This is a genomic window from Actinomycetospora sp. CA-084318 (assembly GCF_050955885.1).
Lineage (GTDB): Bacteria > Actinomycetota > Actinomycetes > Mycobacteriales > Pseudonocardiaceae > Actinomycetospora.
In genome coordinates, this window is record NZ_CP192098.1 from 1,380,577 (window position 1) to 1,406,520 (window position 25,944).

Annotated in this window: 27 protein-coding genes; 10 read left to right on the forward strand and 17 right to left on the reverse strand. The window is 75.3% G+C overall.

What is annotated here, in order from left to right; translation table 11 throughout:
- Nucleotide 1: 1 nt before the first annotated feature.
- The 4 genes from ACQPYX_RS06770 to ACQPYX_RS06785 are packed head-to-tail and all read right to left on the reverse strand — an operon-like array spanning nt 2 to nt 4,051.
- The gene (locus ACQPYX_RS06770; protein ID WP_433802137.1) at nt 2-1,636 is read right to left on the reverse strand and encodes a phytoene desaturase family protein; all 1,635 of its coding nucleotides are present in this window, start codon (nt 1,634-1,636) and stop codon (nt 2-4) included.
- Nucleotides 1,633-3,033, reverse strand: coding sequence for a cytochrome P450 (locus tag ACQPYX_RS06775; RefSeq protein WP_433802138.1), 1,401 nt, complete (start codon nt 3,031-3,033; stop codon nt 1,633-1,635). The genes ACQPYX_RS06770 and ACQPYX_RS06775 overlap by 4 nt, the downstream gene beginning before the upstream one ends.
- Nucleotides 3,030-3,263: an acyl carrier protein gene (locus ACQPYX_RS06780; RefSeq protein WP_433802139.1), complete on the reverse strand. Its 234-nt coding sequence runs from the start codon at nt 3,261-3,263 to the stop codon at nt 3,030-3,032. Before ACQPYX_RS06780 ends, ACQPYX_RS06775 begins: the two co-directional genes overlap by 4 nt.
- A gap of 44 nt (nt 3,264-3,307) precedes the next feature.
- Complete coding sequence (locus tag ACQPYX_RS06785; RefSeq protein ID WP_433802140.1) at nt 3,308-4,051, reverse strand: AfsR/SARP family transcriptional regulator; 744 nt, start codon at nt 4,049-4,051, stop codon at nt 3,308-3,310.
- A gap of 202 nt (nt 4,052-4,253) precedes the next feature.
- Between ACQPYX_RS06785 and ACQPYX_RS06790 the strand changes: the two genes are divergently transcribed.
- Entirely contained in the window at nt 4,254-5,093 is an 840-nt protein-coding gene (locus ACQPYX_RS06790; RefSeq protein WP_433802141.1) for a manganese catalase family protein, read from the forward strand.
- Nucleotides 5,094-6,201: 1,108 nt separating this feature from the next.
- Here ACQPYX_RS06790 and ACQPYX_RS06795 read toward each other — a convergent pair.
- Nucleotides 6,202-6,630, reverse strand: a complete 429-nt coding sequence (locus tag ACQPYX_RS06795; protein ID WP_433802142.1) for an AAA family ATPase — start codon at nt 6,628-6,630, stop codon at nt 6,202-6,204.
- Between the two features lie 67 nt (nt 6,631-6,697).
- On the opposite strand from ACQPYX_RS06795, the gene ACQPYX_RS06800 reads away from it, so the two are divergent.
- Nucleotides 6,698-7,447: an SDR family oxidoreductase gene (locus ACQPYX_RS06800; protein ID WP_433802143.1), complete on the forward strand. Its 750-nt coding sequence runs from the start codon at nt 6,698-6,700 to the stop codon at nt 7,445-7,447.
- Nucleotides 7,448-7,497: 50 nt separating this feature from the next.
- Here the strand turns inward: ACQPYX_RS06800 and ACQPYX_RS06805 are convergent, their stop codons facing one another.
- On the reverse strand, nt 7,498-8,532 hold the full coding sequence (locus ACQPYX_RS06805) for an NAD-dependent formate dehydrogenase (RefSeq protein ID WP_433802144.1): 1,035 nt from the start codon (nt 8,530-8,532) through the stop codon (nt 7,498-7,500).
- Nucleotides 8,533-8,684: 152 nt separating this feature from the next.
- On the opposite strand from ACQPYX_RS06805, the gene ACQPYX_RS06810 reads away from it, so the two are divergent.
- A complete protein-coding gene (locus ACQPYX_RS06810) occupies nt 8,685-9,173 on the forward strand; it encodes a nuclear transport factor 2 family protein (RefSeq protein ID WP_433802145.1) in 489 nt (162 codons plus the stop codon).
- Nucleotides 9,174-9,291: 118 nt separating this feature from the next.
- Here the strand turns inward: ACQPYX_RS06810 and ACQPYX_RS06815 are convergent, their stop codons facing one another.
- The 7 genes from ACQPYX_RS06815 to ACQPYX_RS06845 all read right to left on the reverse strand — a co-directional run bounded on the left by ACQPYX_RS06815 (nt 9,292) and on the right by ACQPYX_RS06845 (nt 15,012).
- Nucleotides 9,292-9,966, reverse strand: a complete 675-nt coding sequence (locus ACQPYX_RS06815) for a glycosyltransferase (protein WP_433802146.1) — start codon at nt 9,964-9,966, stop codon at nt 9,292-9,294.
- Nucleotides 9,963-10,568 carry a class I SAM-dependent DNA methyltransferase gene (locus tag ACQPYX_RS06820; protein WP_433802147.1) on the reverse strand — a complete coding sequence of 202 codons (606 nt, stop codon included), beginning with the start codon at nt 10,566-10,568 and terminating at the stop codon, nt 9,963-9,965. The genes ACQPYX_RS06815 and ACQPYX_RS06820 overlap by 4 nt, the downstream gene beginning before the upstream one ends.
- Nucleotides 10,569-10,573: 5 nt before the next feature.
- Nucleotides 10,574-11,305, reverse strand: a complete 732-nt coding sequence (locus tag ACQPYX_RS06825; RefSeq protein WP_433802148.1) for a PIG-L deacetylase family protein — start codon at nt 11,303-11,305, stop codon at nt 10,574-10,576.
- Nucleotides 11,302-12,255, reverse strand: a complete 954-nt coding sequence (locus ACQPYX_RS06830) for an acyl-CoA dehydrogenase family protein (protein WP_433802149.1) — start codon at nt 12,253-12,255, stop codon at nt 11,302-11,304. Before ACQPYX_RS06830 ends, ACQPYX_RS06825 begins: the two co-directional genes overlap by 4 nt.
- A gap of 94 nt (nt 12,256-12,349) precedes the next feature.
- Entirely contained in the window at nt 12,350-13,525 is a 1,176-nt protein-coding gene (locus tag ACQPYX_RS06835) for a zinc-dependent alcohol dehydrogenase (protein ID WP_433802150.1), read from the reverse strand.
- A 42-nt stretch (nt 13,526-13,567) separates the two neighbouring features.
- Nucleotides 13,568-14,380, reverse strand: coding sequence for an MBL fold metallo-hydrolase (locus tag ACQPYX_RS06840; RefSeq protein ID WP_433802151.1), 813 nt, complete (start codon nt 14,378-14,380; stop codon nt 13,568-13,570).
- Nucleotides 14,377-15,012, reverse strand: a complete 636-nt coding sequence (locus tag ACQPYX_RS06845; RefSeq protein ID WP_433802152.1) for a protein-L-isoaspartate(D-aspartate) O-methyltransferase — start codon at nt 15,010-15,012, stop codon at nt 14,377-14,379. The genes ACQPYX_RS06840 and ACQPYX_RS06845 overlap by 4 nt, the downstream gene beginning before the upstream one ends.
- 118 nt (nt 15,013-15,130) lie before the next feature.
- On the opposite strand from ACQPYX_RS06845, the gene ACQPYX_RS06850 reads away from it, so the two are divergent.
- Nucleotides 15,131-16,567, forward strand: coding sequence for an alpha,alpha-trehalose-phosphate synthase (UDP-forming) (locus tag ACQPYX_RS06850; protein WP_433802153.1), 1,437 nt, complete (start codon nt 15,131-15,133; stop codon nt 16,565-16,567).
- On the opposite strand, the gene ACQPYX_RS06855 is transcribed toward ACQPYX_RS06850, so the two are convergent.
- Nucleotides 16,539-17,102 carry a hypothetical protein gene (locus ACQPYX_RS06855; RefSeq protein WP_433802154.1) on the reverse strand — a complete coding sequence of 188 codons (564 nt, stop codon included), beginning with the start codon at nt 17,100-17,102 and terminating at the stop codon, nt 16,539-16,541. The two genes, ACQPYX_RS06850 and ACQPYX_RS06855, sit on opposite strands and share 29 nt — an antisense overlap.
- A 127-nt stretch (nt 17,103-17,229) precedes the next feature.
- Here ACQPYX_RS06855 and ACQPYX_RS06860 point away from each other — a divergent pair, with 127 nt between their 5' ends.
- Complete coding sequence (locus tag ACQPYX_RS06860) at nt 17,230-17,400, forward strand: hypothetical protein (protein ID WP_433802155.1); 171 nt, start codon at nt 17,230-17,232, stop codon at nt 17,398-17,400.
- Between the two features lie 125 nt (nt 17,401-17,525).
- Here ACQPYX_RS06860 and ACQPYX_RS06865 read toward each other — a convergent pair whose 3' ends face one another.
- Nucleotides 17,526-17,828 (reverse strand): hypothetical protein, encoded by a 303-nt coding sequence (locus ACQPYX_RS06865; RefSeq protein ID WP_433802156.1) that lies wholly within the window; start codon nt 17,826-17,828, stop codon nt 17,526-17,528.
- 213 nt (nt 17,829-18,041) lie between these two features.
- On the opposite strand from ACQPYX_RS06865, the gene ACQPYX_RS06870 reads away from it, so the two are divergent.
- Nucleotides 18,042-19,163: a hypothetical protein gene (locus ACQPYX_RS06870; protein ID WP_433802157.1), complete on the forward strand. Its 1,122-nt coding sequence runs from the start codon at nt 18,042-18,044 to the stop codon at nt 19,161-19,163.
- A 22-nt stretch (nt 19,164-19,185) separates the two neighbouring features.
- The gene (locus tag ACQPYX_RS06875) at nt 19,186-19,494 is read left to right on the forward strand and encodes a hypothetical protein (protein WP_433802158.1); all 309 of its coding nucleotides are present in this window, start codon (nt 19,186-19,188) and stop codon (nt 19,492-19,494) included.
- A gap of 196 nt (nt 19,495-19,690) precedes the next feature.
- Here ACQPYX_RS06875 and ilvD read toward each other — a convergent pair whose 3' ends face one another.
- Nucleotides 19,691-21,424 carry a dihydroxy-acid dehydratase gene (gene ilvD, locus ACQPYX_RS06880; RefSeq protein ID WP_433802159.1) on the reverse strand — a complete coding sequence of 578 codons (1,734 nt, stop codon included), beginning with the start codon at nt 21,422-21,424 and terminating at the stop codon, nt 19,691-19,693.
- A 19-nt stretch (nt 21,425-21,443) separates the two neighbouring features.
- Nucleotides 21,444-22,163, reverse strand: coding sequence for a DUF1990 family protein (locus ACQPYX_RS06885; protein WP_433802160.1), 720 nt, complete (start codon nt 22,161-22,163; stop codon nt 21,444-21,446).
- Nucleotides 22,164-22,379: 216 nt separating this feature from the next.
- On the opposite strand from ACQPYX_RS06885, the gene ACQPYX_RS06890 reads away from it, so the two are divergent.
- The 3 genes from ACQPYX_RS06890 (at nt 22,380) to ACQPYX_RS06900 (ending at nt 25,804) form a co-directional block, all read left to right on the forward strand.
- Entirely contained in the window at nt 22,380-23,666 is a 1,287-nt protein-coding gene (locus tag ACQPYX_RS06890) for an ammonium transporter (protein ID WP_433803686.1), read from the forward strand.
- A gap of 7 nt (nt 23,667-23,673) precedes the next feature.
- The gene (locus tag ACQPYX_RS06895) at nt 23,674-24,012 is read left to right on the forward strand and encodes a P-II family nitrogen regulator (protein WP_433802161.1); all 339 of its coding nucleotides are present in this window, start codon (nt 23,674-23,676) and stop codon (nt 24,010-24,012) included.
- Between the two features lie 94 nt (nt 24,013-24,106).
- A complete protein-coding gene (locus tag ACQPYX_RS06900) occupies nt 24,107-25,804 on the forward strand; it encodes an HD domain-containing protein (protein ID WP_433802162.1) in 1,698 nt (565 codons plus the stop codon).
- The last annotated feature ends 140 nt before the right edge of the window (nt 25,805-25,944 follow it).

Consider the following 25,944-nt stretch of genomic DNA (forward strand, 5'->3'; position numbering starts at 1 on the left):
GTCAGGACCGACCGTGCACCGCCCGGTGGCCCGCGCGGATCAGCGCCGCGTAGGCCGGGCCGAGCCGGCCGCCCCGGGCGAGCGCCGCGCGAGCCGCCGCTGCGCCCGGCCCGCCGTGCACCGCCCCACCCGGGTGGGCCGACGCACCGGCGAGGAACAACCGGTCGACCACGGTGTCCGGACGTCCGAGCCCCGGGGTCGGGCGGAACACCAGCTGCTGGTGCGGCGAGGCCGTGCCCGCCATGAGCGCGCCGCGGATCAGGCCCGGGTTCTGGCGCTGCAGCTCGTCGGGACCGGAGACGGCCCGGCCCACCACCAGGTCGGCGAACCCGGGCGCGTGCCGCTCGAGCACGGCCTCCATCCGCGCCACGTGGGCGTCCACCTCGGCGGGGCCGCGCAGCGCGTCGTGCGGGACGCGGGTGTAGCCCCACAGCGACTCGGTGCCGGCCGGGGACCGCGTCGGGTCGGCCGTGGTGAGCTGGCCGAGGATCAGGTACGGCGTCGTCGGCACCCGGCCGGCCGCGAGGTCGCCACCGAGGTCGACGAGCCCCGTGGTGTCCGCCCCGACGTGCACCGTGCCCGCCCCGCGCGCGCCGGCCGCCGTCCACGGCACCCGCCCGGACAGCGCCCAGTCGACCTTGAGCACCGCGTGGTCCCACTGGAACCGGTCGAGGTCCGCGCGCAGCCGTGCCGGCAGGTGCTCGGACCCGACGAGGTCGCGGTAGAGCACCGGCGCGGGCACGTCGGCCAGCACCGCGCGGTCGGCGCGGACCGTGCCGCCCACCGCGTCGACCACCCCGAGCGCGACGCCCCGGGCGACGAGCACGTCGACCACCGGCCGGTCGGTGTCCACCCGCCCGCCCCGCGCCTCGAGCCGCGTGACGAGGGCGTCGGCCAGCGCCTGCGAGCCGCCCACGGGGACGGGGAATCCCACGTCCTGCGCGAGCATCGAGAGCAACCAGCCGAACGCGGTGCTGCCCGAGCCGGTCGGCGGCACGTCCGCGTGCATCGCGTTGCCCGACACCAGCACCCGCGCGCCCTCGCCGCGGAACTCCTCGACGCCGAACCGCAGCGCGGGCAGCAGCAGCCGCCGCACCAGCCGCAGCAGCTCCGGCGACCCGACGTCGCGCAGCAGCCGGGCCGCTCCGCGCACCGGCGGGAACGGGGCGAGCAGGGCCCCGAGCAGCGGGTCCCGCAGCTCCTGCCACTGCGCGGCCAACCGGCGCCACGCGTCGCCGTCCCCGGCCGCGAACGCGTCGACCGAGGCGGCCGTCGCGTCGACGTCGCGGGAGATCACGGCGGCGCGGTCGTCGGGCAGGACGTGGGCGAGCGGCTGCGGGGCGTGACTCCAGCGCAGCCCGTACTGCTCGAGTCCCAGCCCGCGCAGCACGGGCGACGCCGCGCCCAGCGGGTGGAAGGCGCTGCCGAGGTCGGTGGACCACCCGGGCGTGGCCAGCTCCGCGCTGCGGGTGGAGCCGCCGGGTGTGGCCGCGGCCTCGAGGACGAGCACCCGCCACCCGGCGTCGGCCAGCAGGTTGGCCGCGACCAGCCCGTTGTGTCCCGCGCCGACCACGACGGCGTCGACCCGTTCCGCGTCGCCCGACGGTCGGACGGGCGACGCCACCGGGTCCGTCACGATCGCGAGCGTAGCCGGAACGCCAGGTCGAACGGGCTGAGCGAGGCCGGGAGCGACGATGGATCGAGCGGCGCCGCGGTCCGCGGCTCGACCTCGTGGCGGTCGAGCACCGCGGCGATCCAGGTGCTCGTCATCAGCAGGACGAGGTCCTGCCCGGGGCACGACGCCGGTCCCTCGCTGAAGGGGACCAGCGGGCGGTGGTCGTGCGCGGTCTCGTCGAGCGACCGGCCGTCGGGGGAGAGCCAGTTCTCCGGCGCGAACCGGTGCGCTGTCGGTTCCCGGGACTCGTCGCGATGGAAGTACGGCGTGACGACGAGCAGGCCGGCGCCCGCCGGGACGGTGCCGGTGGGCCACGTGGTGGCCTCGGTGGTGTCGCGCAGGATCAGCGGGGTCGTGGGCCACAGGCGGGCCGACTCCAGCACGGCCGCCCGGACCTGCGGCAGCAACGGTGCCGTGTGGTCGGCGACCTCGGTCATCTCCGACCGTGCGCGGTCCCGTGCGGCGGGGTCGACCGCGAGCAGGGCCAGCGCCCGGTGGGCGACCATCAGCGCGGGGTCGGCGGCGAACAGCCACTGCGGGATCTGGTCGAGCACGTCGATCCCGCCCTCGGCGTCGGAGGGGGATCCGGTGGAGCGCAGCCGGGCGGCGAGGCTGCCGGGTCCGGCGCGGTCGACGTGGATCGTCAGGCGGTCACGGAGCGCGGCCCGGGAACGGCGGTCGCGCGGCGCGAGGAACGACCAGTTCGCCCGCCCTCGTAGCCGGTCCATCAGGGTGTGGACGACCTCGTCGTCGCGGGCCTGCTCGCCGAGCACGACGCGGCGCACCGCCCGCCGCCACGCCTGCTGCGCGGCGGTCCAGGTGAGGTCGTCGGTCCGGGCGAGCAGTCCGCCCACCTCGTCGTGGACCGCGGCGACGATGGCCTCGGCGTCGCCGTGCACGGGGTGACCGGTGTCGAGGGCGTGCTCGTTGATTCGTCGTCGGGATGCCCGTTCGGAGCCGCGGGAGACGAGCACGCCGTGCGGCTGGAACTGGCCCAGCGCCGCGCGCTTCTCGGCGTTCGCGGGGGTGAACGGGTCCGGGGTCCCGTCCAGCACGCGGTGCACGTCCTCGGCGTCGAGCACGAGCGCGAGCTCGCGGCCCGGGACGCGCAGCCGCAGCGGCCCGCGCCCGTACCGACGGCGGAGCCGCGCCGTCTCGTGCACCACGCCGGCGTCGACCTGGCACCGCTGCGCCAGGCGCACGACGGTAGGCCGGCGCGCGATGACGCCCTGCGCGATGTTCGGTCCCAGCACCCGCGTGAGTACGCGCAGGGTGTCGGTCGCCGTCGCCCGCGGGACGGACCCGGTCCCGCGGACGAGCAGGCGGCCCGCAGCCGGGCCGCCGCTCGCCGCGATCATCGGTTCGCGGGCTGCGCGCCGGACAGCTTGGCGAGGAACTCGTGGCAGCGGTGGGCGCGCTGCGAGTCCGCCTCCATCACCTCGCGGAAGAAGTCGGCCACGTCGTTCAGGCCCGCGTTCTCGGCGTCGCGGACGTACTGGCCGTAGTCGTGGCCGGCCTTGAGGGCGTGGTACTGCACCGACACGAGGTCGAAGCTGACGTCGTCGAATCCGGTCTCGCCAGTGGCCATGGTGGTCCTCCCGGACGTGTGGTGTCGGGCCGGGCTGGGGGAGGTCAACCGACGGGCCCGCGTGCGGCGCGGATGGCCGGTGCCGCCGACGGCCGAAACGACGGATCGTCGCCGACCACGCGGTCGAGGTAGTCGTCGATGACCGCGCGCATGGCGGGGGAGGGCGCCAGGTCGAGCTCGGAGTGCAGCAGCCGGCGGTACGCGTCGTACTGCCGCAGCGCCTCCACCACGTTGCCCTCCTCGAGGTGCACCTCGATCACCTCACGGTGCGCGGTCTCGCGCAGCGGGTCGCACGCGACGGCGACCAGCCCCAGGCGCAGGGCGTCGCCGAAGCGTCGCGACCGGCGGTGCTCGGCGCACAGGTCCTCGAGGGCGTGCAGGTGCAGCTGCCGGAAGCGCTCCCGCTCGGCCCCGACCCACACGTCGTCCCACCCGGGGAGCAGCTCACCCGCGAGCAGGCGCTGCTCGACGTCGGGTGTGGGTCCCGCCTCGACGTCCCAGAGGTCGACCCGCACGTGCCCGGCGACCGCGACGTGGCCGTCCGAGGACTCGACGAGGGGGTGCTCGGCGAGGCGACGCAGCCGCCACAGGGTCGAGCGGAGGTTGCCCGCGGCGCGCTCGTCGGGCTGGTCGCCCCACAGCGCGCCGGCGAGCTCCTCGCGGCGCACCGGTCGGCGGGCCAGGGACAGGAACGCCATGAGGCGCTCGGCCCGTGGGGCGAGCAGCAGCGGCCGCTCGCCCTCGCGGCAGGTGAAACGGCCGATGACGGTCAACTGCACGGCGGACATCCGCGCCTCCACCTCGCTCGGGAAGTGTCGGCTCGCAGGTGAACCATCCGCCGGAGAGGTGACCGTCGGAGCGACCCGCGCAAACACGCCGCGGTGACGCGGCCGGGCACGCCGCACGACACGGCTGCGACACGACCGGCGCGGAGCGTGCAGGTGTCGTCGGGAGCACCCCGCTCCGGCCCGACCCACGTCAGGAGAGCGCGTGTTCTACCACTACAAGGGTCTGCAGTTCGAGGCGTCGCCCGAGCGCCCCGACCCGGTCTTCGCCATGAAGCTCCAGGAGCTCATCGGTGGGCACTGGGGCGAGATGACGGTGGCGATGCAGTACCTGTTCCAGGGCTGGAACTGCCGCATCCCCGGCAAGTACAAGGACCTGCTGCTCGACATCGGCACGGAGGAGCTCGCGCACGTCGAGATGCTCTCGACGATGGTCGCGAAGCTGCTCGAGGGCGCGCCCGCGGAGGCGACCGCGCGGGCGTGCGAGGACGACCCGATGCTCGCGGCGATCGTCGGCGGGATGAACCCGCAGCACTCGATCGTCTCCGGCGGCGGTCCGGTGCTCGCCGACTCGGCGGGGACGCCGTGGAGCGGCAAGTGGATCGTGGCCAGTGGCAACCTCCTGGCCGACTTCCGCGTCAACGCCGCCGCCGAGGGCCAGAGCAAGCTCCAGGCCGCGCGCGTGTTCAACATGACCGACGACCCCGGCGTGAAGGAGATGCTGCGGTTCAACCTCGCGCGGGACACGGCGCACCAGAACATCTGGCTCGCCGCGATCGAGGAGCTCAAGGACGAGGGCCTGGAGTACGACCCGATCCCCGCCGGCATCCTCGACGAGGAGAACAAGGAGCACGACCACACGCTCTGGAACCTCTCCGCCGGCGGCGACTCCGCGCAGGGCCGCTGGGCCACCGGGCAGCGCCCGGACGGACGTGGCAGCTTCGAGTACCTCGACAGCCCCGAGCCGCTGGCCCCGGAGCCCACGCCGCCGACGGCCGACCCGTACCTCTACGCGACCGTGCCGGGCGGGCCGAACGGCTCGTAGGTCCCGACGACGGGTCATCCCGTCGCTCCTGTGGGCGGCCTGCGGCCGGACCGCACCGGTGACCGTGGCCGGGTGAGGCCTGGTCGCGGCCGTCGCTCCGGCTCCTCGTGCCGGAGGGGTGGGACGGTCGGTCCGGTCGACGCGGTGTCGACCGGCGGGGGTTCGCGAGTGATCGCGGACCTCGTGCGGGGGCGGGCACCGCAGGGGGTGCTCGCCCCCTACGGCCGTGCCGGTCGGCGTGGCCGGGCGGCGGCGGGAACCGGCGTGATGCAGGGCCGTGCCGGGCGGCCGGAGGAACGGGTCGTTCGCGACGCCGTGCCCGGTCGCGTAGGACCGGTGGTCGGCCTGCGCCGCGAGCGCGTCGGGCCGGATGTCGGCCTCGGCACTGAGCAGCGCGAGCAGGTTCGGCCGGGGTATCGCTTCCGGTACGAGCGGCGCGGGCGCGTCGGGCCGGGGTGCGACCTGCGACGCGCGAAAGCAGCGGCGGCGATCCCGGGTCGTCGTTGCGGCGCCGTCTGCTGAGTGGTCGCGCGACGATCCGGGCGGTCGCGATCAGCGTCACTCCGCGGACCGGGGACCGCGCCGCTCCGACCTCGCCGTTGCGGCCATCGTCGGGCGCGATCACGTCGATCGCGCTCTCGCTCGACGGGCTCGGACCGGTGGCCTTCGCGATCTCGCCGGGCGGGCCGTCGTCGCTCGCAGCCACGTCGGTCCTCGCCACGTCGGGCGGGGCCTCGTCGGGCCACACCTCGTCGAGCCAGGCGTCGTCGTCGAGCCCGTCCTCCACGTCCGTCGCCAGGCGCGGCCGCAGCACCTCGTCGCAGTGCACACGCAGCTCCTGCGCGACGTACGCCGGGTCGGCGGCCGCGGCGATGGAGGTCAGGAACTCCTCGGCCTCGGCCAGGGCGGCGTCGTCGTGGCCGTCGTCGACCAGGGAAGCCAAGCAGTCGAGCACCGCGCGCACGCCGGGGCCGCCGACCGCACCCGCCGCGACGGCCCGCGCGAGCAGGGGCAACCCCGCGTCGGCGAGCGTCGACGCGAACTCGGGGCGGGGGTCGGGAACCAGGTCCTGCGGCATGATTCGAACACTAGTACGAGGGTCCGACAGTCACGGCTGCTCGCGGCCGTCGTGCTCCACGAGCTCGTCGAAGCCCTCGTCGAGCCGCGGTTCCTCCCACCGCGCTGACGCCGCGTACACCCCGACGAGCGGCACCGGCTCGGCCCGCGCAGCGTTCCGCGACAGCGAGAGCGGCAGGTCCGGCCGCCACCAGTGCCCGACCACCCGGGCCCGGGCCGCACGCGCCACGGCGATCACCCCGGCGCGCTCCGCCGCCGACGGCTGGGTGTTGTCCACGCAGACGTCGCGGCCCGCCTCCAGAGCCGAGGCGAGCTCCCGCAGCAGCCGCGCCTCGCGTCGCCGCGCCGACCGGGGCATCTCGTCCTTCGACACGAGGACGTGCGTCGCGGCCAGCGTCGACCGGTAGAACGTCGTCTTCCCGCACGCCTGCAGCCCGATCAGCAGCACCACCTCCGCCACGCCGACGAGTGCACCACGTCGACGCACAACGACGTTGGCGGAGCGGTCCACCCGGGGACCCGCCGTCATGACAGGACGACTGGACGGCACCACCGCGGTGGTCACCGGCGCCTCGAGCGGGATCGGGAACGCCACCGCGCGGGCCCTCGCCGCCGAGGGCGCGACGGTGGCCCTCTTCGCGCGCCGACGCGACAAGCTCGAGGATCTCGCCGCGGAGCTCGGCGACCACGCCGAGGTGCACGAGGTCGACGTCACCGACGCCGACGCCGTGCGGGAGGCGATCGACGGGGTCGCCCGGGACCGGGGCGGCATCGACGTGCTGGTCAACAACGCGGGCTACGGCACGATGGACCCGGCCCTGGAGGCCGACCTCGGCGAGTGGCGCACGATGGTCGACGTCAACCTCAACGGCGTCCTCGCCACCACCCACGCCGCCGTGGCGCACCTCAACCGGGCGGCGCAGGGTCAGCGCGGTGTCGCGGACGTCGTCACCGTCAGCTCGGTCGCCGGACGGAAGGTCAACGGCCCCGGCAGCAACGTCTACGCCGCGACCAAGCACGCCGTGAACGCCTTCTCCGAGGCCCTGCGCCAGGAGCTGGCGCCGCAGCACGTGCGGGTGGGGCTCGTCGAGCCCGGGCTGGTCGACACCGAGCTGACCAACACCGGCAGGGAGAACGCTCCCGACGCCTCGTCGGCGTCCGAGCTGGGCGTGCTGGAGGCGCAGGACATCGCGGACGCGATCGTCTACATCGTCACCCGCCCGCCGCGCACGGCGATCAACGAGGTGCTGGTGCGCCCCATCGAGCAGACCGGCTGAGCCGGCCGGCTCGTCGTCGGGAAGGGCCTTCCCGACGACGAGGCCGGGCGTCAGTCCGGCGCGACCATGAGGAAGTCCGACGGCATCTCGCGGCCGTCGGCGAACGCGTCGAGCATCTCGCGCACGCCCTCCGCGATCCGCTCCTGCGCCTCCCGGGTCATGCCCGAGTAGTGGATGGTCATGGCCTCGTTCGGCATCGAGCGCCACGGGTGGTCGGCCGGTGCGGGCTGCGGGTACCAGGTGTCGCCCGCGTAGCCCGCGAGGTGGCCCGACTCGAGGGCCTCGACCAGCGCGTCGGTGTCCACGATGGCGCCGCGGGCGGTGTTCACCAACCACGAGCCCTGCTTCATCGCCCGGATCCGCTCGGGCCCGAACAGCGCCTGGCTGCCCTCCATCAGCGGCAGGGCGAGGCAGATGACGTCGGACTGCGCGACCAGCGTGTCCAGCCGCGCGTACCGGACCCCGAGCGTCTCCTCCTCGGCGGGGGAGCGGCGGTGGTTGGCGTAGTAGAGCGTCGTGACGTCGAAGCCCTTGAGCCGCAGCGCGGTCCGCGCGCCGATGGCCCCGAGCCCGACGATGCCCACGGTCTTGCCCTCGAGGTCGTGGGCCGGCGCGGAGATCGCCGCGACGTCCCACCCCCTATCGGCGTGCTCCCCTTCCATGCGGGCCTCGGCGTGGGCGGGGACGAAGTTGCGCACGAGCGCGAGGATCTGCAGGACGTTGTGCTCGGCGACGCTCACGACGTTGGAGCCGGTCACCTCGGCGACGGTGATGCCGTGCTGCTTCGCGGTCTCGGGGTCGGTGTGGTCCGACCCGACGCCCGCGGTGATGACGAGGCGGAGGTTCGAGGTGTTCTTCATCCGGTCCTCGTCGAGGTAGACCGGCCAGAACGGGGTGGTGACGAGGACGTCGGCGTCGGCCAGGTGGTGGTCGAGCTCGTCGCCGGTGTCGCTGGTGGTGACCAGGGTGTGGCCCGCGTCCTCCAGGTGCGCCCGCAGCCCGAGGGCGTTGTCGGCGCTCGCCGGGACGCCGCCGTCGGCGGGCTCCCGGTCGGAGGCGGGGTAGGACACGTAGACGACCTTCATGGCCGTGCGGCTACCCGGCGGCCGGCGGGGCGGACACGGGCGTCGGGCCGGACGGGTGGGGCGGGGTCGGGCGGTCGCATCACGTTTGTCCGCGGCGCGTCGGCGCGCATCCGGCCCGGTCAGTGACACCTGAGCACCGGGAGGACGACCTCATGGCACCGGACGCCGAGACGCAGCTGGCCTCGGCCACCGCCCGCCGGTTCGTGGACGCGCTGCGCGCCGTCGAGCAGGACGGGGACACCGAGCCGATGGCGGGGCTGGCCACCGAGGACACCCGTTGGACGAGCTCCGGGGCGGCGCACGGCTCCTCCGGCCCGGACGGTGCGCGGCAGTTCTGGGACGCCTACCGCCGGGCCTACGCGGACATCACCAGCCACTTCACCACGGTGACCGAGACCGACGAGCGGGCCGTCCTGGAGTGGGTCTCGACGGGGCACCACCACGACGGCCGGCCGGTGCGCTACGTCGGGGCGACGATGATCGATTTCGACGGCGACGCCGTCCGCGAGGTGCGGCTGTACTTCGACACCACCGCCGCCCGCGCCGTGGCCACCGACGGCTCCGGCGACGCGGAGGCCGGTGAGGGCATGCTCGACGAGTCCACGGCGGCCTCCGGGGCGAACTCGGGGCTGGCGAGCTGAGCCGATCCCGAGCCGGTTCCGAGCGAACGGCACTCTCGCGCACCTAGAGTGCGCGAGAGTGCCGTTCGTGCAGGTCAGGAGCAGGTGAGGGGCAGGCCAGGAGCAGGTCAGGGGCCGATCAGCCCGCCTCCAGCTCGCCCAACCGGGCCGCGAACCCCCCGTCGGCCCGCGCGATCCGGCGGCCACTGGTGAGCACCGGGCTCCGGCGGGACCGGTGCACCCGGCCGTCCGCGTCGAGGGCGGCGACGAGCGTGACGTCCTCGCCGACCGCGAGCCCCTGGAAGCCGCCGCACCGGTCGTAGGCCTCGCGCCGCACCCCGAGGTTGGCGCCGTGCACGTGCGGGTGCGGGTCGGCGGCCGCGTCGTAGACGGTGCGGAACCACTCGCGGGTCGACCGGCCGTGGCCGTCCCAGTCGTCGACGTACACCGCCCCGACCCGGGCGTCCGCCCCGCGCTCGTACGCCGCGAGCTGGGCGAGCAGCCAGTCCGGGGGGACCCGGGAGTCGGCGTCGGTGGTCGCGATCCAGTCCGGCACCGCGCCCGGGCCGTCGAGCAGCGCCCGGAACCCGGCGTCGCGGGCCACCCCGACGTTGCGCGCCGCGACCGCGACCGTCTCCACGCCGTGCTCACGCGTGATGTCGCGGCTGGCGTCGCGGCACGAGTCGAGCACGACGACCAGGCGGACCGACGCGCTCCCACGCACCCACCGCGCCGCCCGGTCGAGGGCCTCCAGACAGCCCCCGAGCAGTGCCTCCTCGTCGTGGACCGGCACCACGACCCCGAGCACGGTCACCGCAGGCCCACGCGCTGCGCGACCGAGCGGGCGGCGGGTGGGGTGCGGGCGAACACGTCGAGCCGGAAGTCGTCCTCGCGGTGCTCGGCGATCAACGCCAGCCCGGGCATGGCCGCGAGCTCGTCGTGGACCCGGTGGCCGTCCACCGGGTACTCCGGCGCCGGACGGACCCAGTGCACGGCCACGAGCGTCCCGCCCGGCTCGAGGGCGTCGACCACGCCGGCCCAGAACGCGTCGCGGTCGGCACGGCCGAAGTAGTACGCGAGCTCGGAGACGACGACGAGGTCGAAGCGGCCCGCCGGGAACGCCGCGGTGCACTCGACGGACACGTGGTCGAAGCCCGCCAGGCGGCTGCGGGCCCGCGCGACGGCCGTGTCGCTGACGTCGGTGCACACGAGCTCGGCGCAGCGCGGGGCGAGCAGCACCGACAGCGCCCCGCCCGCACAGCCCGGCTCGGCGGCGCGGCGGTACTCCGCGTCCGGCAGGGCAGCGAGCACCACGGCGCGCTTGCGGTCCTCGTACCAGGACGACTCGAGGCCCCAGGGGTCGGCCTCGGCGGCCCACAGGTCGTCGAAGTGTTCGCGGGGCAGGCTGGTCTCCACGGGCGTCACCTCCACAGCACCTCGTCGTGGCGCACCAGGCGCTCCAGGACCGGCGGCGGCAGGATCGCCGCGTCGGCGGGGTGGTCGGACAGCGGCTCGACCTGGGTGCGGAAGCACGCCACGGCCTCCCGCTTGGCCTCGCGGGCGGCCTCGTCGGGACCGACGACGACGGCGCCCGGACGCAGCTCCCCGGCGGCGGCCCAGTGCCACCACCACACCGCGTAGCCCAGCACGGGCACACCGAGGTCGGCCGCCGCGTCCGCCACCGCGTCGTGGTCGGGGTGCCCGTCGCCCGGTACCGGCGCCAGCAGCGTGTCGCCGGGCACGACGAGGTCCGCCAGAGCGGCCGCGAGGTCGGACCGCCAGCGCCCCACCCCGCCGTCGGGGAGACCGATCCGGACGACCGGTACGTCCGCCAGTCCGAGCCGGCGCAGGGCGGCGGTGCGTTCGGCGACGCGCCGCTCGACGAGCTGCGCGGGGGAGAGCGTCGGGCTGCCGGGGTGGCTGGCCTCGCCGTCGGTCACGGCGACCACGACGACCGCGGTGCCGGTCCGCGCCCAGGCCGCGAGCGTGGCGCCCGCGCCGAGCGTCTCGTCGTCGGGATGGGGCGCGACGACCACCACCCGCCCGGGCGGCCGGACCTCGTCCGGCGTGACGCGGGGCAGCGCGGCGAGCACGCCGGAGGCCTGCCACTCGGCCTCGGTGGTGCCGCTGCCCGTGAGGTCGCGCCGGGTCACAGGGACACCGCCGGCGCGGTCGCGGCGAGACCGCCGAGGGTCGCGAGGTCCCGTTCGGCGTGGCTCTGGCGGACGTAGACCTCGAGGTCGGCGACGTGCCGGGCGTGCCGTGCGTCGCGGGCGAGCGGGGTCGGTCCGGTCGCCCGGCCGGTCGAGCGCAGCGTGGTCTCGACGGCGTGCTCCACGGTCGCGCGGACCACGAGCGCCCGGCGGCGGGCGGTGTCGGTGTCCTCGCGACCCGCGTCGGCGGCCGCCGCGGCCTCGCGCAGCACGGCCGCGGCCGCCCCGAGCGCCGCGTCGACGGTGCCGAGGTGGGCGGCGTCGTGCGCGTCGCCGCGCCCGGACCGGATCCGGTCGCGCAGCGGCGTGGCCGCCCCGACCGCGCCGCCGAACCACACGGCCGCGACGCCGGCGGCGCCCCACCAGAAGCCGGGCCGGTCGAGATAGTCCCCGGGGCCACCGACCGGGCGGGCCGGGGTGGCGTGGAAGCGCACGGTCGTCGTGCCGGCCCCGGCCATCCCGAGACCGCGCCACGGGTCCTCCCCGGGCACGACCGACGGGTCGCCGAGCCGGACGGCGAAGAGCCGGTCCCCGGCGGCGACGAGGGCGTCGGTGCACCGGTCGCTGCCGGAACTCCACGGCGAGGCCCCGTGCAGCGTCCAGCCCTCGGCGCCGTGCTCGGCGGTGACGACCGCGTCCTGGGTGCGGGCCGCCCAGACCCCCCAGAGCGACCCGGGGGCGGGCGGCTCCCCGCCGAGCTGACGCAGGATGCCGAGCGCGTCGGCGTGCGCCTCGGCGAGCCGGGCGGCGACCAGGTCGCGCGCTCCGATCCCGGCGAGGGTCCGCCAGGTCCCCAGCGTGTCCGGCGCCGCCGCGAGATCGTCGAGCACCTCGGACAGTCCGACCGGCACGCTGTGGACCTCGAGCACGGCCGACGGGTGGGCGATCACCGGAGGTGCGTAAACGCCTGAGGTGCGCTGCGCGCCTGTGAGTACTAATCCGTGTCAGGGCACGGATGAGTACTCACGGGGCGGAGCCACCCCTCTACGGCTTCAGCACGACCTTGATCGCCCCGTCCTGCTTCTTCTGGAAGATCGAGTACCCGTGCGCGGCCTCGTCGAGGGGCAGGGCGTGGGTCTCCAGGTCGTGCACGCCGAGCGGGTCGTCGTCGGTGAGCAGCGGCAGGATGTCCGGCACCCACTGCTTGACGTGCGCCTGCCCCATCGCGAGCCGGATGCCCTTGTCGAACATCCGCAGCATCGGCAGCGGGTCGGCCATGCCGCCGTACACCCCGGAGAGCGACACCGTGCCGGCGCGGCGCACCGCATCGATGCACCCGACGAGGGCCGCGGTCCGGTCGACGCCGGCCACCGACATCAGCGGCCCGGAGATCGCGTCGGGCAGCTTCGAGGCGACCTTCTGCACGGCCTGCGGGATCGGCGACCCGTGGGCCTCCATGCCGACCGCGTCGATCGCCGAGTCGGTGCCGCGCCCGTCCGTCCGGTCCCGGATCGCCGCGGTGACGTCGGTGTTGGCGCCGTTGATCGTCTCGATGCCGTGGCGCTGCGCCATCGCGAGCCGCTCCGGCACGGAGTCGACCGCGATCGGTCGGAAGCCCAGGTGCCTGGCGATCCGCGCGCACATCTGACCGATCGGCCCGAGCCCGAACACCGCGACGCTGCCGCCCTCCGGCACGTCGGCGAACGCCACCGCCTGCCAGGCCGTCGGCAGGACGTCGGAGAGGTAGAGGAAGCGCTCGTCGGGCGGGCCCTCCGGGACCACGATCGGCCCGAACTGGGCCTGCGGCACGCGGAGGTACTCGGCCTGTCCGCCGGGGACCTGCCCGTACAGCTTGGTGTAGCCGAACAGGGAGGCGCCGCACCCCTGGTCGCGGTTCTGCGTCGTCTCGCACTGCGCGTAGAGCCCGCGCGAGCACATCCAGCAGTGGCCGCAGGAGATGTTGAACGGGATGACGACGCGGTCGCCGACCTTCAGGTCGCCGGTCTCCGAGCCGACCTCCTCGACGACGCCCATCGGCTCGTGGCCGAGGATGTCGCCCTTGTCCAGGAACGGGCCGAGGACCTCGTAGAGGTGCAGGTCGGAGCCGCAGATCGCGGTGCTGGTCATCCGGACGATCGCGTCGGTGGGCTGCTGGATCGTCGGGTCCGGGACCTGCTCCACGCGCACGTCCTGCGGGCCCTGCCAGGTGACTGCCTTCATGGCGTTCGGCTCCCCGATCGCGCCGCGACCGGAAACGGGCGGCTACAGCGGGATGGTGTCGCCGCGCGCCACGAGGTCGACGCGGTCCGCCCAGCCGCGCCGCTCGACCTCGGCGACGAAGTCCGAGAGCGGCGACCGGAAGACGGTGTAGTCGTCGTAGTGCACCGGCGTGGCCCGGCGCGGCGCGACGATCTCCAGCGCGTCGGCGCCCTGCCGGCTGTCCATCGTCACCACGATCCCGCCCGGCAGCGTGGTCCCGCCGAGGTGGAGCACGGCGCGGTCCACCTCCCCGACCTGCTCGCGGATCGCGTGGAGCCCGTCGAACACCAGCGTGTCGCCCGAGAGGTACGTCGTCTGCACCAGCCGCCCGCCGGGTGCGCGGAACTCCAGCAGGCTGCCCATCACCGGCGGCAGCAGCCGCTGCACGGGCCCGGGCGCGTGCCGGCCGGGGAGCGCGGTGACGGTGCACGTCGCGCCGTCGGGCCCGGCGAGCACGTGCGACTCCCAGGTCGCCAGCCCGATCGCCCGCGGGAACCCGTGCCGGGTCTGCAGCCGTCGCGACGCGTGCCGGGTGGTGACGATCGGCGTGCTCCGCGGCAACCGGCGGCGCGTCTCGCGGTCCCAGTGGTCGCCGTGCAGGTGGGAGAGCACCACCGCGTCGACCGGCGCCAGCTGCTCCGGCGTCCACGCGGGCTCGGTCAGCCGCTTCGAGGTGAGGCCGTGGCCGAGCCAGGCCCGCTGCCCGCGGTGCAGGAAGTTCGGGTCGGTGAGCACGCGCATGCCCGCGCACTCGAGCAGCACGGTCGCGGTGCCGACGAAGGAGAGCGTTCCCGACGACGGGGCGGGGCCGGTCACGAGGCCCGCCGGGCGGGTTCGCCGCCGCGCAGCCGCACGAACCGCACCGCGCCCAGGTTCTCGACGCGGCCGCGGTGGTGCCGCTCGAGGACGCCGTCGGTGTCGTGGCCGACGGGGGCGACCACCACGCCGTCCGGCCGGAGCTGCTCGAGGACCGCCGGCGGCACGTCCGGGCTCATCGCCGCGATCGTCACGGCGTCGAAGGGAGCGCGGTCGGGTGCCCCGAACCAGCCGTCGCCGTGCCGGACCTCGACGCCGACGACCCCGACGGCGAGCAGGCAGCGGCGGGCCGCGTCGGCGAGCTCGGCGTCGTACTCGATGCTCACCACCTCCGCCCCGCAGGTCGCGAGGACCGCGGCGGCGTAGCCGTGGCCGGTGCCGATCTCGAGGACACGCTCCCCGCCGGTCAGCCCCAGTGCGCTCGCCATGCGCGCGACGATCTCCGGGGCGGAGATCGTCTGGCCGGCGCCGATGGGCAGCGCGTGGTCGTCGTAGGCGACGTCGGCGAACTCGGACGGCAGGAACCGCTCCCGCGGGACCGTCCTCAGGGCGGCGAGCACGCGCTCGTCGGTGATGCCGCGCGAGCGCAGGCGGTCCACCATCCGTCGTCGTCGGGCCTCGGCTCTCGACATCGCAGCACCACCCGTCGTCCGGAACGAGGCGGCTGCGAGGTCAACCGGTCGGGGAGTGCCCGCCGGACCCCGAGGTGCACACGTGTCCGCACGGACGGGGGACGGGTAGACGCGCGCCATGGGAGAGCCGGTCGAGTTCGTCGTCGTCGCCAACCGCCTGCCCGTCGACCTGGTGACCGACGACGACGGCGGACAGCGCTGGCAGGCGTCCCCGGGCGGGCTGGTGAGCGCGCTGGCGCCGACGCTGGACGGGCGGCACGCCGCCTGGGTCGGGTGGCCCGGGGTCCCGGACGCCGAGCCGGAGCCGTTCGCCGACGAGGCCGTGGGCGAGGACGTGACGCTGTACCCGGTCCGGCTCGACGCCGACGAGATCGCCGCGCACTACGAGGGGGCCGCGAACGCGACGCTCTGGCCGCTCTACCACGACCTCGTCGTGGCCCCGGTCTACGACCGCGACTGGTGGGAGACCCACCGCGCGGTCAACCGGCGGTTCGCGGACGCCGCGGCGGCGGTGGCGGCCGAGGGCGCGACCGTCTGGGTGCAGGACTACCAACTCCAGCTCGTGCCCCGGATGCTGCGCGAGCTGCGCCCGGACCTGTGCATCGGCTTCTTCCTGCACATCCCGTTCCCGCCGGTCGAGCTGTTCCTGCAGCTCCCGTGGCGGCGCGAGGTGGTCGACGGCCTGCTCGGCGCCGACCTCGTCGGGTTCCACACCCCGGGCGGGGCGGCGAACTTCCGGTGGCTCGCGCAGCGCCTCCGCGGCGCCGAGGTCGACGACGCCCCGATCGGGCTGCGGACGGCGGCGGGCGAGATCCGCCTCGACGGCCGCACCACCCGCGTCGGGGCGTTCCCGATCTCCATCGACAGCGCCGCCTTCGCCCGCCGCGGCGCCGACCCCGCCAACGCCGAGCGGGCCCGCGCCCTGCGCGCCGAGCTGGGCGACCCGGCGACGGTGCTCCTCGGGGTCGACCGCCTCGACTACACCAAGGGCATCGAGGTGCGGCTCGACGCGTACGGCGAACTGCTCGACTCCGGCCGCCTCGACGCGTCGACCACCGTGCTGGTGCAGGTGGCGACACCGAGCCGTGAACGCGTCGACGCCTACCGCCGTACCCGCGACCGGGTCGAGCGCACGGTCGGGCGGATCAACGGCGACCACGGGGACATCGGCCGCCCCGCGGTCCACTACGTGCACCGCTCGCTGCCGCCCGACGAGCTCGCGGCGCTCTACCTCGCGGCCGACGTGGCGCTGGTGACCCCGCTGCGCGACGGCATGAACCTCGTCGCGAAGGAGTTCGTCGCCACCCGCGCCGACGACTCGGGCGATCTCGTGCTCTCCGAGTTCACGGGTGCCGCCGAGGAGCTGACCGCGGCGCGCCTGGTCAATCCGCACGACCTCGACGGTGTCGCCGCGGCCATCGCCGACGCGGTGGCCGGGCTCGGGTCGTCCGAATCCCGACGACGGGTGGCGGAGCTCGCCGCGCAGGTCGCCGAGTACGACGTGGCGCGCTGGTCGACCGCGTTCCTCAGGGCGCTGGGGCGTCCGCCGGCATGACGCCGAGCCGCGCCAGCAGGAACAGGCACGCGGCGGCCACGTCGTTCCCGGCGGTCTCCGCCACCACCCGGTCCCAGTCGATCTGCTCGCGCACCGCCCGCGCGGCGGGCAGCACGGTGCCGAGGTCGCAGCGCTGCTCGGTGAGCGCGCAGAGCTTCCCGATCAGGACGTCGGTGATGTCGCTGACCGGCATCCGCACCGACAGGACCTCCCGCTCGGTGGCCCGCGCGAGCTGCTCGGGTCCGATGTCGTGCCCGGCCAACCGGTGCAGGACGTCGACCACGGCACCCTCGAACGGCACCTTGACCAGCCAGTCCTCCGGCGGCTCGTCGGCGACGAGGCCGGCCGCGGCGACGGCGGCGAGCGCGGCGTCCCGGTCGGCGGCCGCGACGATCAGGTCCACGTCGTGCTCCGGCTCCGGGGCGCCGTGGACCCAGGCGGCGTAGCCGCCGGCCAGGGCGAACGGCACGGCGCCGCGGCGTAGGGCGGCGGCGACCTGCTTGAGCGCCTCCCGCCGGGCCGTCCTCTCGTCCATGCGGGCCGGTACCCCACCTCCCGGGTCGCGGAATCGGGGTTGACCCCGGCCACCGTCCTCTGGTGCCGTGGATCCGTACCCGGCTCACGCCCTGACGCCGACCCGACGTGATCGTCCGGGAGGTCCCATGGCGTCCGAGCAGCAGTCCCGTCCCACGGTCGACGTGGTCGTCCCGCCGCCCGAGGACTGGCGCGAGGCGGTCTGCCGCCGCCCGGTCCGCGCCGGCGGACCCGTCGACGCGGACGCCTGGAACGAGATCGTCCGGGCTCGGACCGAACGGCGCTGCACGTCGTCGTGAGCCGATCGGCCGTGTGCGGCCCGTCGGACGACGGGTATCTGCGCCTACGGCGGCGACGGTCCCGGGAGCGTCGCCGCCGGAGGTTCCCGCGGTTGACGAACACCAGCCGTGGGGGCCGACCGTGATCAGCGGGGGAACAGGCTCCGCACGTGGTCCAGCGCGAGGAAGGCCTCCTCGACCTGGCCCGCCGCGACGTGCGCGCTGGCCGTGCGCAGCACCGCGGCGGCGTGCCCGTCCGTGCCGTCCTCGCCGGACTCCGCCGCCGCCCGGGCGTGCGACAGCGCCGCCAGCAGGGTTCGGTCCTCGCCGACCTCGCCCGGGTGACCGGTGGTCAGCAGGTGCACGGCGGTGTCGCTCGCATGGACGATCGCGCGGCGCGCCGGGCCGGAGCCATGTGCGCGGGGCACGGTGACGTGGTCGGTCGACATGGGTGACTCCCGTCGTCGGGTCTCGCTCTCCGACGGCTGGGTGATGTCAACCGACACGCGGACCTACCCGGGCGGTGCGCCGCCTCACACGCCGGATCACGACGTGTGCGGCGCCCCGGGCGCAGGGCACACCCCGCGCCGGACCCCGTCGGGTCCCACCCGTCGAGAACGCTGCGGGCCGTCCTTCGGACCAGCGTCCCTCCGGAGCCCTGCGTGACCACTTCCTCCGACGATGCCGACACCACGGAGCTCGTCGTCGGCCTCCTCGCCGATCCCGGCCTCGCCACGGACCTCGTCGACCGCGTCGCCGGCGACCTGCCCGGCGACCTCGGTGCGGCGCTGCCCGACCACCGGTGGCGGGTGGAGACCGCCCGCGGCCCCGTCGGGCTCGATTCCGAGGGGCTGCTGCCGATGCTGCGGCGCGGTGCGGCGCTGCGCCGGGACCACGGCTGGGACGTGGTCGTCCTCGTCACGGACCTGCCGCGCCGCGCGGGCACCCAACCGCTCGTCTCGGACTACGGCTCCGACGAGTGCGTCGCGCTCGTGTCCCTCCCGGCGCTCGGGGCGATCCGGCTGCGGGTCCGGTTGCGGCGCGCGGTGGTCGATCTCGTCGAGGGGCTCGTCGGGCAGCCGACGGCGCCACCCGTGAGCGCGGCCCGCCACCTGCGGCTGACCCCACCCGTCGTCCGGGTCGTCTCCGAGGAGCCCGGGATCGACTCGCACCTGGCGCTGCAGGGGACGCGCGGCACGGTGCGTCTGCTCGGCGGGCTCGTGCGTGCGAACCGGCCCTGGCGGCTCGTGCCGTCGCTCTCCCCGGCCCTCGCCGCCGCCTCCGCCGGAGCCGCGTTCGGCGTCTTCTACTCCAACATCTGGCAGCTCGCGGCGTCGCTCTCCGTGCCGCGCCTCAGCGTCGTCGCCGTCCTGGCCGTGACGGCCATGGCCGCGTGGCTCGTCGTCGACAACGGGTTGTGGGAGCGCGCCGCCGCCCGGCGGTACCGGCCCGAGGCCACGTTGTTCAACGCCGCGACCGCCGCGACCATCGGACTCGGGGTGGCGTGCATGGCCGCGCTGCTGATCCTGATGACCACGCTGGCCGCGCTCCTCGTGATCCCGCCCTCGCTGCTGCCCGGCGCGGACGGCTTTCCCGAGGTGCTGCCGATCTACGTGCGGCTGGGGGTGCTCTCCGGGTCGATGGGCATCGTCGCGGGGGCGCTCGGGTCCGGCCTGACCAGCCCGGAGGCGGTCCGTCAGGCCGCGTACAGCACGCGGGAGCAGCAGCGGCGTGCGCTCATCGACGACGAGGAGCCCAACGCCCACGCCGAGGAGCGGACTTGACGCCGTGGGACACTCGGACCGTATGAGCGACACGCAGACCACGGCGGTCACCGCCCTGCGCGAGGCAGGCGAGGCGCTGCGCATCGGGGGACGCGCCGAGGGACTCTCCGGAGGCGTTCCCGACGACGGGCTCCCGCTGGTCGCCGGGGAGGTCGGCCGCCTGCTCGACGCCCTGGTCGACCTCCTGCGCCAGGTCGACCTGGAGTCCGTGCCCACCGGCAGCGTCGAGCACGGCATGCACGCCGTGGCCCGCCACCTCACGGCCGGCGCCGATGCTGCCCGGGCCGTGGCCCGCCCGAACACGCCCGGTCCGCCCGCCGGCGCGACCTGAGGGCTCACCTCTGCGGCGAGGTGCACATCAGGCAGCCCCGGTGGCCGGGGACCCTGCGCTGTGTGTCCCTCGCGAACGCAGGAGCGCCGCACGCATCGGCGAGGGGCACGTGGGACAGGTCCGGCGGCCGCCGAACCTGCCCTCCGTGCACCTCGCGCCGACGCGTCCGGCCGCCGGCGCGACCTGACCCGACGGCTCAGTCGAAGCCGACCACCGCACCCTCGGCGGCCGAGCCGACGAGGCGCGAGTACTTGCCGAGCACACCCGTGCGGTGCTTGGGCGGGGGAGCGGTCCAGCCCTCGCGGCGGGACGCCATCTCCTCGTCGGACACCAGCAGGTCCAGCGTGCGCGCCGCGAGGTCGAGCCGGATCCGGTCGCCCTCGCGGACGAACGCGATCGGCCCGCCGTGGTCGGCCTCCGGCGCCACGTGGCCCACGCAGAGCCCCGTCGTGCCGCCCGAGAAGCGCCCGTCGGTCAGCAGCAGGACGTCCTTGCCGAGCCCGGCGCCCTTGATCGCGCCGGTGACCGCGAGCATCTCGCGCATGCCCGGCCCGCCGCGCGGACCCTCCTGCCGGATCACCACCACGTCGCCCGGGTTCAGCGCGTTCGTCGACACCGCCTCCATCGCGCCCGCCTCGCCGTCGAACACGCGCGCGACGCCCTCGAACGACGCCGAGTCGAAGCCCGCCGACTTCACCACCGCCCCGTCGGGTGCGAGCGACCCGCGCAGGATCGTCAGCCCGCCGGTCGGGTGGATCGGGTCCGACAACGGCCGCAGGATCTCCCCGTCGAGCCCGGCCGGCTCCAGCGCCTCGAGGTTCTCGGCCACCGTCCGCCCGGTCACCGTCAGGCAGTCACCGTGGATCAGCCCGGCGTCGAGCAGCGCCTTCATGACGACGGGCACGCCGCCGACCCGGTCGACCGTGTTCATCATCCAGCGGCCGAACGGCTTCACGTCGGCGAGGTGCGGGACCCGGTCGCCGATCCGGTTGAAGTCGTCGAGGGTCAACGGCACCTCGGCCTCGCGGGCGATCGCGAGCAGGTGCAGCACGGCGTTCGTCGACCCGCCGAACGCCATGACCACGGCGATCGCGTTCTCCAGCGACTCCCGCGTGATGATGTCGCGGGCGGTGTGGCCGCGCTGCAACATCCCGACGACCGCCTCGCCGGACGCCCGCGCGAACCCGTCGCGCCGTCGATCGGCCGACGGCGGCGACGCGGACCCGGGCAGCGACATGCCCATCGCCTCCGCGGCCGACGCCATCGTGTTCGCGGTGTACATGCCGCCGCAGGCGCCCTCGCCGGGGCAGATCGCGCGCTCGATCTCGTCGACCTTCTCGCGGGTGATCAGCCCGCGGGCGCACGCCCCGACGGCCTCGAAGGCGTCGATGATCGACACCTCCTTGCCGTCCACGTGGCCCGGCATGATCGAGCCGGCGTAGATGAAGACCGACGCGAGGTCGAGCCGCGCCGCGGCCATGAGCATCCCGGGCAGCGACTTGTCGCAGCCGGCCAGCAGGATCGTCCCGTCGAGCCGCTCGGCCTGGACCACGGTCTCCACCGAGTCGGCGATGATCTCCCGCGAGACCAGGGAGTAGTGCATCCCCTCGTGGCCCATGGAGATGCCGTCGGACACCGAGATGGTGCCGAACTCCATCGGGAACCCGCCCGCCGCGTGCACGCCCTGCTTGGAGGCGTCCGCGAGGCGGTCCAGCGACAGGTTGCACGGCGTGATCTCGTTCCAGGACGAGGCGACGCCGATCTGCGGCTTGGAGAAGTCGTCGTCGGTCATGCCGACCGCGCGGAGCATGCCGCGCGCCGCGGCCCGCTCGAGACCGTCGGTGACGTCCCGGCTGCGCGGCTTGACGTCGTGCTCGGTGGTGGCGCCGCCGGAGGGTCGAGCTCCGCTGCGCTGCGTCTCCGTCGTCATGCCCCCGGACGCTAGTCCCTCACGCCGCCCCGCGACCCTCCGACGCCCGCACCCGCCGGGTGTGCGCGTACACGTGGCCGGCCGGCCCGCGCCCCGCGATCCGCGTCGCGGCCAGGCACGCCCGCACCCACATGAACAGCTGCATCTCCTTGGCCACCCGCAGGTGCGTGAACAGCAGGTCGACCAGCCACGTCGCCGGGCGCGCCCAGGTCTCGATGGTGAACCGGAGCCCGTCCGCGGTGTCGTCGGCGCGGAACTCGATCTGCCCGGCCTCGAGGTGCCCGTCGAGCGTCGTCAGCCGCAGGTGCGTGTCGTCGCTGGCGATCACGCGCACCGGCCCGTCCCACGGGCCCGGCATCCGCACGACGAACTCGTCGCCCGGCTTCGGCGGCGTCCCGTCGCCGTGCGGCGTCACCGCCGCGACCTCCTTCGGCAGGAGCTTCTCCAGGTCGCCCCGCACCACCGTCATGAGCCCCTCGGCGTCGGTCGTCGCGCCGTCGACCAGCACCGTGAACCGGCGGTGGAAGAGCGGGCCGCGGCCGTGCTCCTGCGGCTGCAGGCGGTCGTCGCTCAGGTCGGTCGGTACGGACGTCGGGAGGTCCGCGTCGCCGCCGGGCTCCTCGGAGCGGACGACGAGGTGGCGGTCGCGCAGGTAGCTGACGGTCATCAGGCCCATGCCGGCCGCCCACCGCAGGACGCGGCGGGGACCGTCGAGGCTGTCGGGATGGGTCGGAGGCACGGCCCGGACTTCCCGACGACGGCCCCGGTCGACACCCGCAGTCCGGGCGTCGGTCCGCGCGTCATCAGGTCGTCACCCACCCGGGGACGACGTAACACTCCCGACTCCGCCGGCACGACCATCCGAAACATCCCACAGAGACCGTTCCGACCGAATTGTCCGGCTAGGGAAGGGAAGCCGCCGGTCGTGGAACTCGACAGCGGAACGATCGCCTGGATGTTGACCAGCGCCGCGCTGGTCCTGCTCATGGTGCCGGGCCTGGCCCTGTTCTACGGCGGGCAGGCGCACTCCAAGAGCGTCCTCAACATGATGATGATGGTCTTCTCAACGTTCGCCACGGTCGGCGTCCTGTGGGTGATCATCGGCTACTCGCTCGCCTTCGGGGACAACACCGTCGGCGGGTGGTTCGGCAACCCGGCCCAGTACTTCATGCTCTCGAGCCTGCTGTCCGAGACCGTGCAGACCGACGGCCTGCCCGACGTCGCGTTCGCCGCCTTCCAGGCGATGTTCGCGATCCTCACCGTCGGCCTGATCGCCGGCGCGGTGGCCAACCGGATGAAGTTCAACTCCTGGATGGTCTTCTCGCTGCTCTGGGCGCTGCTGGTCTACTTCCCGATCGCCCACTGGGTCTTCGACCTGGACGCCGGCTGGATCGCCAGCGGCATCGGCGCGGTCGACTTCGCGGGCGGGACGGCCGTCCACATCAACGCCGGCATGGCCGCGCTCGTGCTCGCCCTCATCCTGGGCAAGCGCAAGGGCTGGCCGAACGACACGTCGCGGCCGCACAACCTGACCATGGTCATGCTCGGCGCCGGGATGCTGTGGTTCGGCTGGTTCGGGTTCAACGCCGGCTCGGCGGCCGTCGCCGGCTACGCCGCCTCGTACGCCTTCCTCAACACCGTCGTCGCCACCTGCACCGCGATCTGCGGCTGGCTGATCATCGAGCAGGTCCGGGACGGCAAGCCCACCTCGCTGGGCGCCGCGTCCGGCATCGTCGCGGGCCTCGTCGCGATCACCCCCGCGTGTGCCGCGGTCACGCCGCTGGGCGCCATGGCCATCGGGTTCATCTCCGGTCTGGCCTGCGCCTTCGGGGTCGGCCTGAAGTACCGCTTCGGCTTCGACGACGCGTTCGACGTGGTCGGCGTGCACCTCGTCGGTGGCCTGGTCGGGACGCTGCTGATCGGCTTCTTCGCCTGGGACGGCGCGCCGGCCGGCGCCGGGGGCGTGTTCTACGGCGGTGGCTGGGGCCAGCTCGGGGTCCAGGCGCTCGCGGCGGTCGCGGTCATGGCCTACTGCGGCATCGTCACCGCGATCATCGCCCTGATCGTCAAGGCGGTGATGGGCCTGCGGATCGAGACCGAGGCGGAGGCCGTCGGCATCGACGAGTCCGAGCACGCGGAGTCGGGGTACGACTACTCCGGCTTCATGAGCCGCACGTCCTCACCCGTCGGCGTCGGGGCGGACACCGCGCAGGTGCCCGCGAGCGCGCCGGCGGAGCGCTGAGCCCGCCGTGAAGATGGTGACGGCGATCGTCAAGCCGTTCGTCCTGGAGGACGTGAAGGCCGCGCTCGAGCAGCTCGGCGTCCTCGGGATGACCGTGAGCGAGGTCCAGGGCTACGGCCGCCAGAAGGGCCACACCGAGGTCTACCGCGGTGCGGAGTACTCGGTGGACTTCGTGCCCAAGGTCCGCGTCGAGGTCGTCGCCGACGACCCGACCGCGGAGAAGGTCCTCGACGTGATCGCCGAGACCGCCCGCACCGGCAAGATCGGTGACGGCAAGGTCTGGGTGACCCCGATCGAGACCGTGGTGCGCGTGCGCACCGGCGAGCGCGGCGTCGACGCGCTCTGAGTCGCCCGGCCCCGGGCCCGTCGTCGGGACGTCCCGACGACGGGCCCGGGCCGCGGGGCTCGACCTCCCGCAGGCACGCCGACGAGAGGACCGGATGGCCGGAGCCGGCCCCGTCCCGCAGGACCACCCGTACGACCACCCCCAGGACCACGCGGCCGACCTGTACCGGGCCCGCGCCTCCCTCCTCGCCCCGCCGCCCGGCGCCCGCCGCCTCGCCCCGCCCGCCCTGCGCGCCGCCCTCGTCGACCTCCACGACCTGTGGCTCGCGACCCGCGCGACGGCCGCGGGCCTGGGGCCGGGGACGGCCCTCGTCGCGATCGGCTCCCTCGGCCGCCGCGAGCTCGCCCCGTACTCCGCGCCCGACCTGCTCCTGGTGCACGACGGCACCCGGTCGACGGCACTCGACCTCGCCCGGGTCGCCGCCGCGCTGCGGGCCCCGGGGGCGGGGACCGACCCCGTCGTCCGCACGGTCGGCGAGGTGGTGGAGGCGTCGCTGCACGACCTCCCGTCCGCGTTGGCTCTCCTCGACGCCCGCCTCGTCGCCGGCGACGCCGAGCTGGCGGACCGGCTCGTCGCGACCGCCCGCCGCGCCTGGCGGGCCGGGCTCGCGACCCGGGGCGACGACCTCGTCGCCCTGACCCACGCGCGCTGGCGTCGCGCGGGGGACGTGGCCCACCGCGCCGAGCCCGACCTCGTGGCGGGACGGGGTGGGTTGCGCGACCTCACGCTCCTCGACGCCCTCGTCACGGCAGGGACCGCGGACCGGCCGTCGCCGGAGGTCCGCGCGGCCCGGCCGGTGCTGCTCGACCTGCGGACCGACCTGCACCGGCACGCCGGCCGGGCGCAGGACGTCCTGCGGCCCGACGACGTGCCCGACCCGCACGACCTGCTCCGGCGGCTCGGTGGTGCCGCCCGCGCCGTGGCCGCCGCGAGCGGGGCCGCGCTGCGTCCGCTCCGGCCCCGGGCGCGACCCCGCGACATCGGGGCCGGCGCCCTCGGCCCGGGCGTCGTCGTCCACGGCGGCGAGCTGACGCTCGCGCGCCGGGCGGGCGTCGCGCGCGACCCGCTGCTCGTGCTGGGCCTGGCCGTCGCCGCGGCCCGCACCGGGCTCCCGATGGCGCCGTCCGCACTGCGTCGCCTGGCCGACGCCGCGCCGGAGCTGCGGTCGCCGTGGCCCGACGCGGCCCGCGTCGCGCTGGTCGACCTGCTCGCGGCCGACGGACTGGTCGAGGTCGTGGAGGCCCTCGACCGCGCAGGCCTGTGGGGACGGCTGCTGCCGGAGTGGGGTGCGGTCCGCGACCTCCGGTCGGCGGGACCCCGGCACGCCTGGACCGTCGGCCGCCACCTGCTCGAGGTCACCCGGCACGCGGCCCGCCTCGCCGGGCGGGTCACGCGGCCCGACCTGCTGCTGCTCGCGGCGCTCGTCCACGACCTCGGCCGGGGGCGCGCCGACGACCCCACCGAGGTCTCGGCGGCGCTGGCCGTACACGTCGGACGGCGCCTCGGCCTGCCCGACGACGACGTCGGGCTCCTGGCGGCGGCGGTGCGCCACCAGGACCTGCTGCCCCGCACCGCCCGCTGCCGGGATCCGGAGGACCCGGACACCGCCCGGCAGGTCCTCGTCGTACTCGACGGCGACCCGCGGCTGCTCGAGCTCCTCCACGCCTTCGCCGAGGCGGACGCGCGGGGGACCGGCCCGGACGTGTGGACCCCGTGGCGGGCGCGCCTGCTCGGCGACCTCGTCGCGCGGTGCCGGGCGGCGCTGCCCGACGGGGCGACCGCGCGGCGCTGATCGATCCCGGCCCGGGGCACCTGTCACCGATCCGGACGAACCGCTCGCGTCGTGCATCGGCACATGCGTCCGCGCGGTGCCACGATGGGCCGGGACGACCGTGGAGGGGGGTCGAGGTGCTGCAGTGCTGCCCCAACGGG

Coding starts and splice junctions, on each gene's coding strand:
- ACQPYX_RS06775 (WP_433802138.1), bottom strand. CDS start 3,033: ATGATCGCGGCGAGCGGCGGCCCGGCTGCGGGCCGCCTGCTCGTCCGC.
- ACQPYX_RS06780 (WP_433802139.1), bottom strand. CDS start 3,263: ATGGCCACTGGCGAGACCGGATTCGACGACGTCAGCTTCGACCTCGTG.
- ACQPYX_RS06785 (WP_433802140.1), bottom strand. CDS start 4,051: ATGTCCGCCGTGCAGTTGACCGTCATCGGCCGTTTCACCTGCCGCGAG.
- ACQPYX_RS06800 (WP_433802143.1), top strand. CDS start 6,698: ATGACAGGACGACTGGACGGCACCACCGCGGTGGTCACCGGCGCCTCG.
- ACQPYX_RS06805 (WP_433802144.1), bottom strand. CDS start 8,532: ATGAAGGTCGTCTACGTGTCCTACCCCGCCTCCGACCGGGAGCCCGCC.
- ACQPYX_RS06810 (WP_433802145.1), top strand. CDS start 8,685: ATGGCACCGGACGCCGAGACGCAGCTGGCCTCGGCCACCGCCCGCCGG.
- ACQPYX_RS06835 (WP_433802150.1), bottom strand. CDS start 13,525: ATGAAGGCAGTCACCTGGCAGGGCCCGCAGGACGTGCGCGTGGAGCAG.
- ACQPYX_RS06845 (WP_433802152.1), bottom strand. CDS start 15,012: ATGTCGAGAGCCGAGGCCCGACGACGACGGATGGTGGACCGCCTGCGC.
- ACQPYX_RS06850 (WP_433802153.1), top strand. CDS start 15,131: ATGGGAGAGCCGGTCGAGTTCGTCGTCGTCGCCAACCGCCTGCCCGTC.
- ACQPYX_RS06855 (WP_433802154.1), bottom strand. CDS start 17,102: ATGGACGAGAGGACGGCCCGGCGGGAGGCGCTCAAGCAGGTCGCCGCC.
- ACQPYX_RS06860 (WP_433802155.1), top strand. CDS start 17,230: ATGGCGTCCGAGCAGCAGTCCCGTCCCACGGTCGACGTGGTCGTCCCG.
- ACQPYX_RS06865 (WP_433802156.1), bottom strand. CDS start 17,828: ATGTCGACCGACCACGTCACCGTGCCCCGCGCACATGGCTCCGGCCCG.
- ACQPYX_RS06875 (WP_433802158.1), top strand. CDS start 19,186: ATGAGCGACACGCAGACCACGGCGGTCACCGCCCTGCGCGAGGCAGGC.
- ilvD (WP_433802159.1), bottom strand. CDS start 21,424: ATGACGACGGAGACGCAGCGCAGCGGAGCTCGACCCTCCGGCGGCGCC.
- ACQPYX_RS06890 (WP_433803686.1), top strand. CDS start 22,380: ATGTTGACCAGCGCCGCGCTGGTCCTGCTCATGGTGCCGGGCCTGGCC.
- ACQPYX_RS06900 (WP_433802162.1), top strand. CDS start 24,107: ATGGCCGGAGCCGGCCCCGTCCCGCAGGACCACCCGTACGACCACCCC.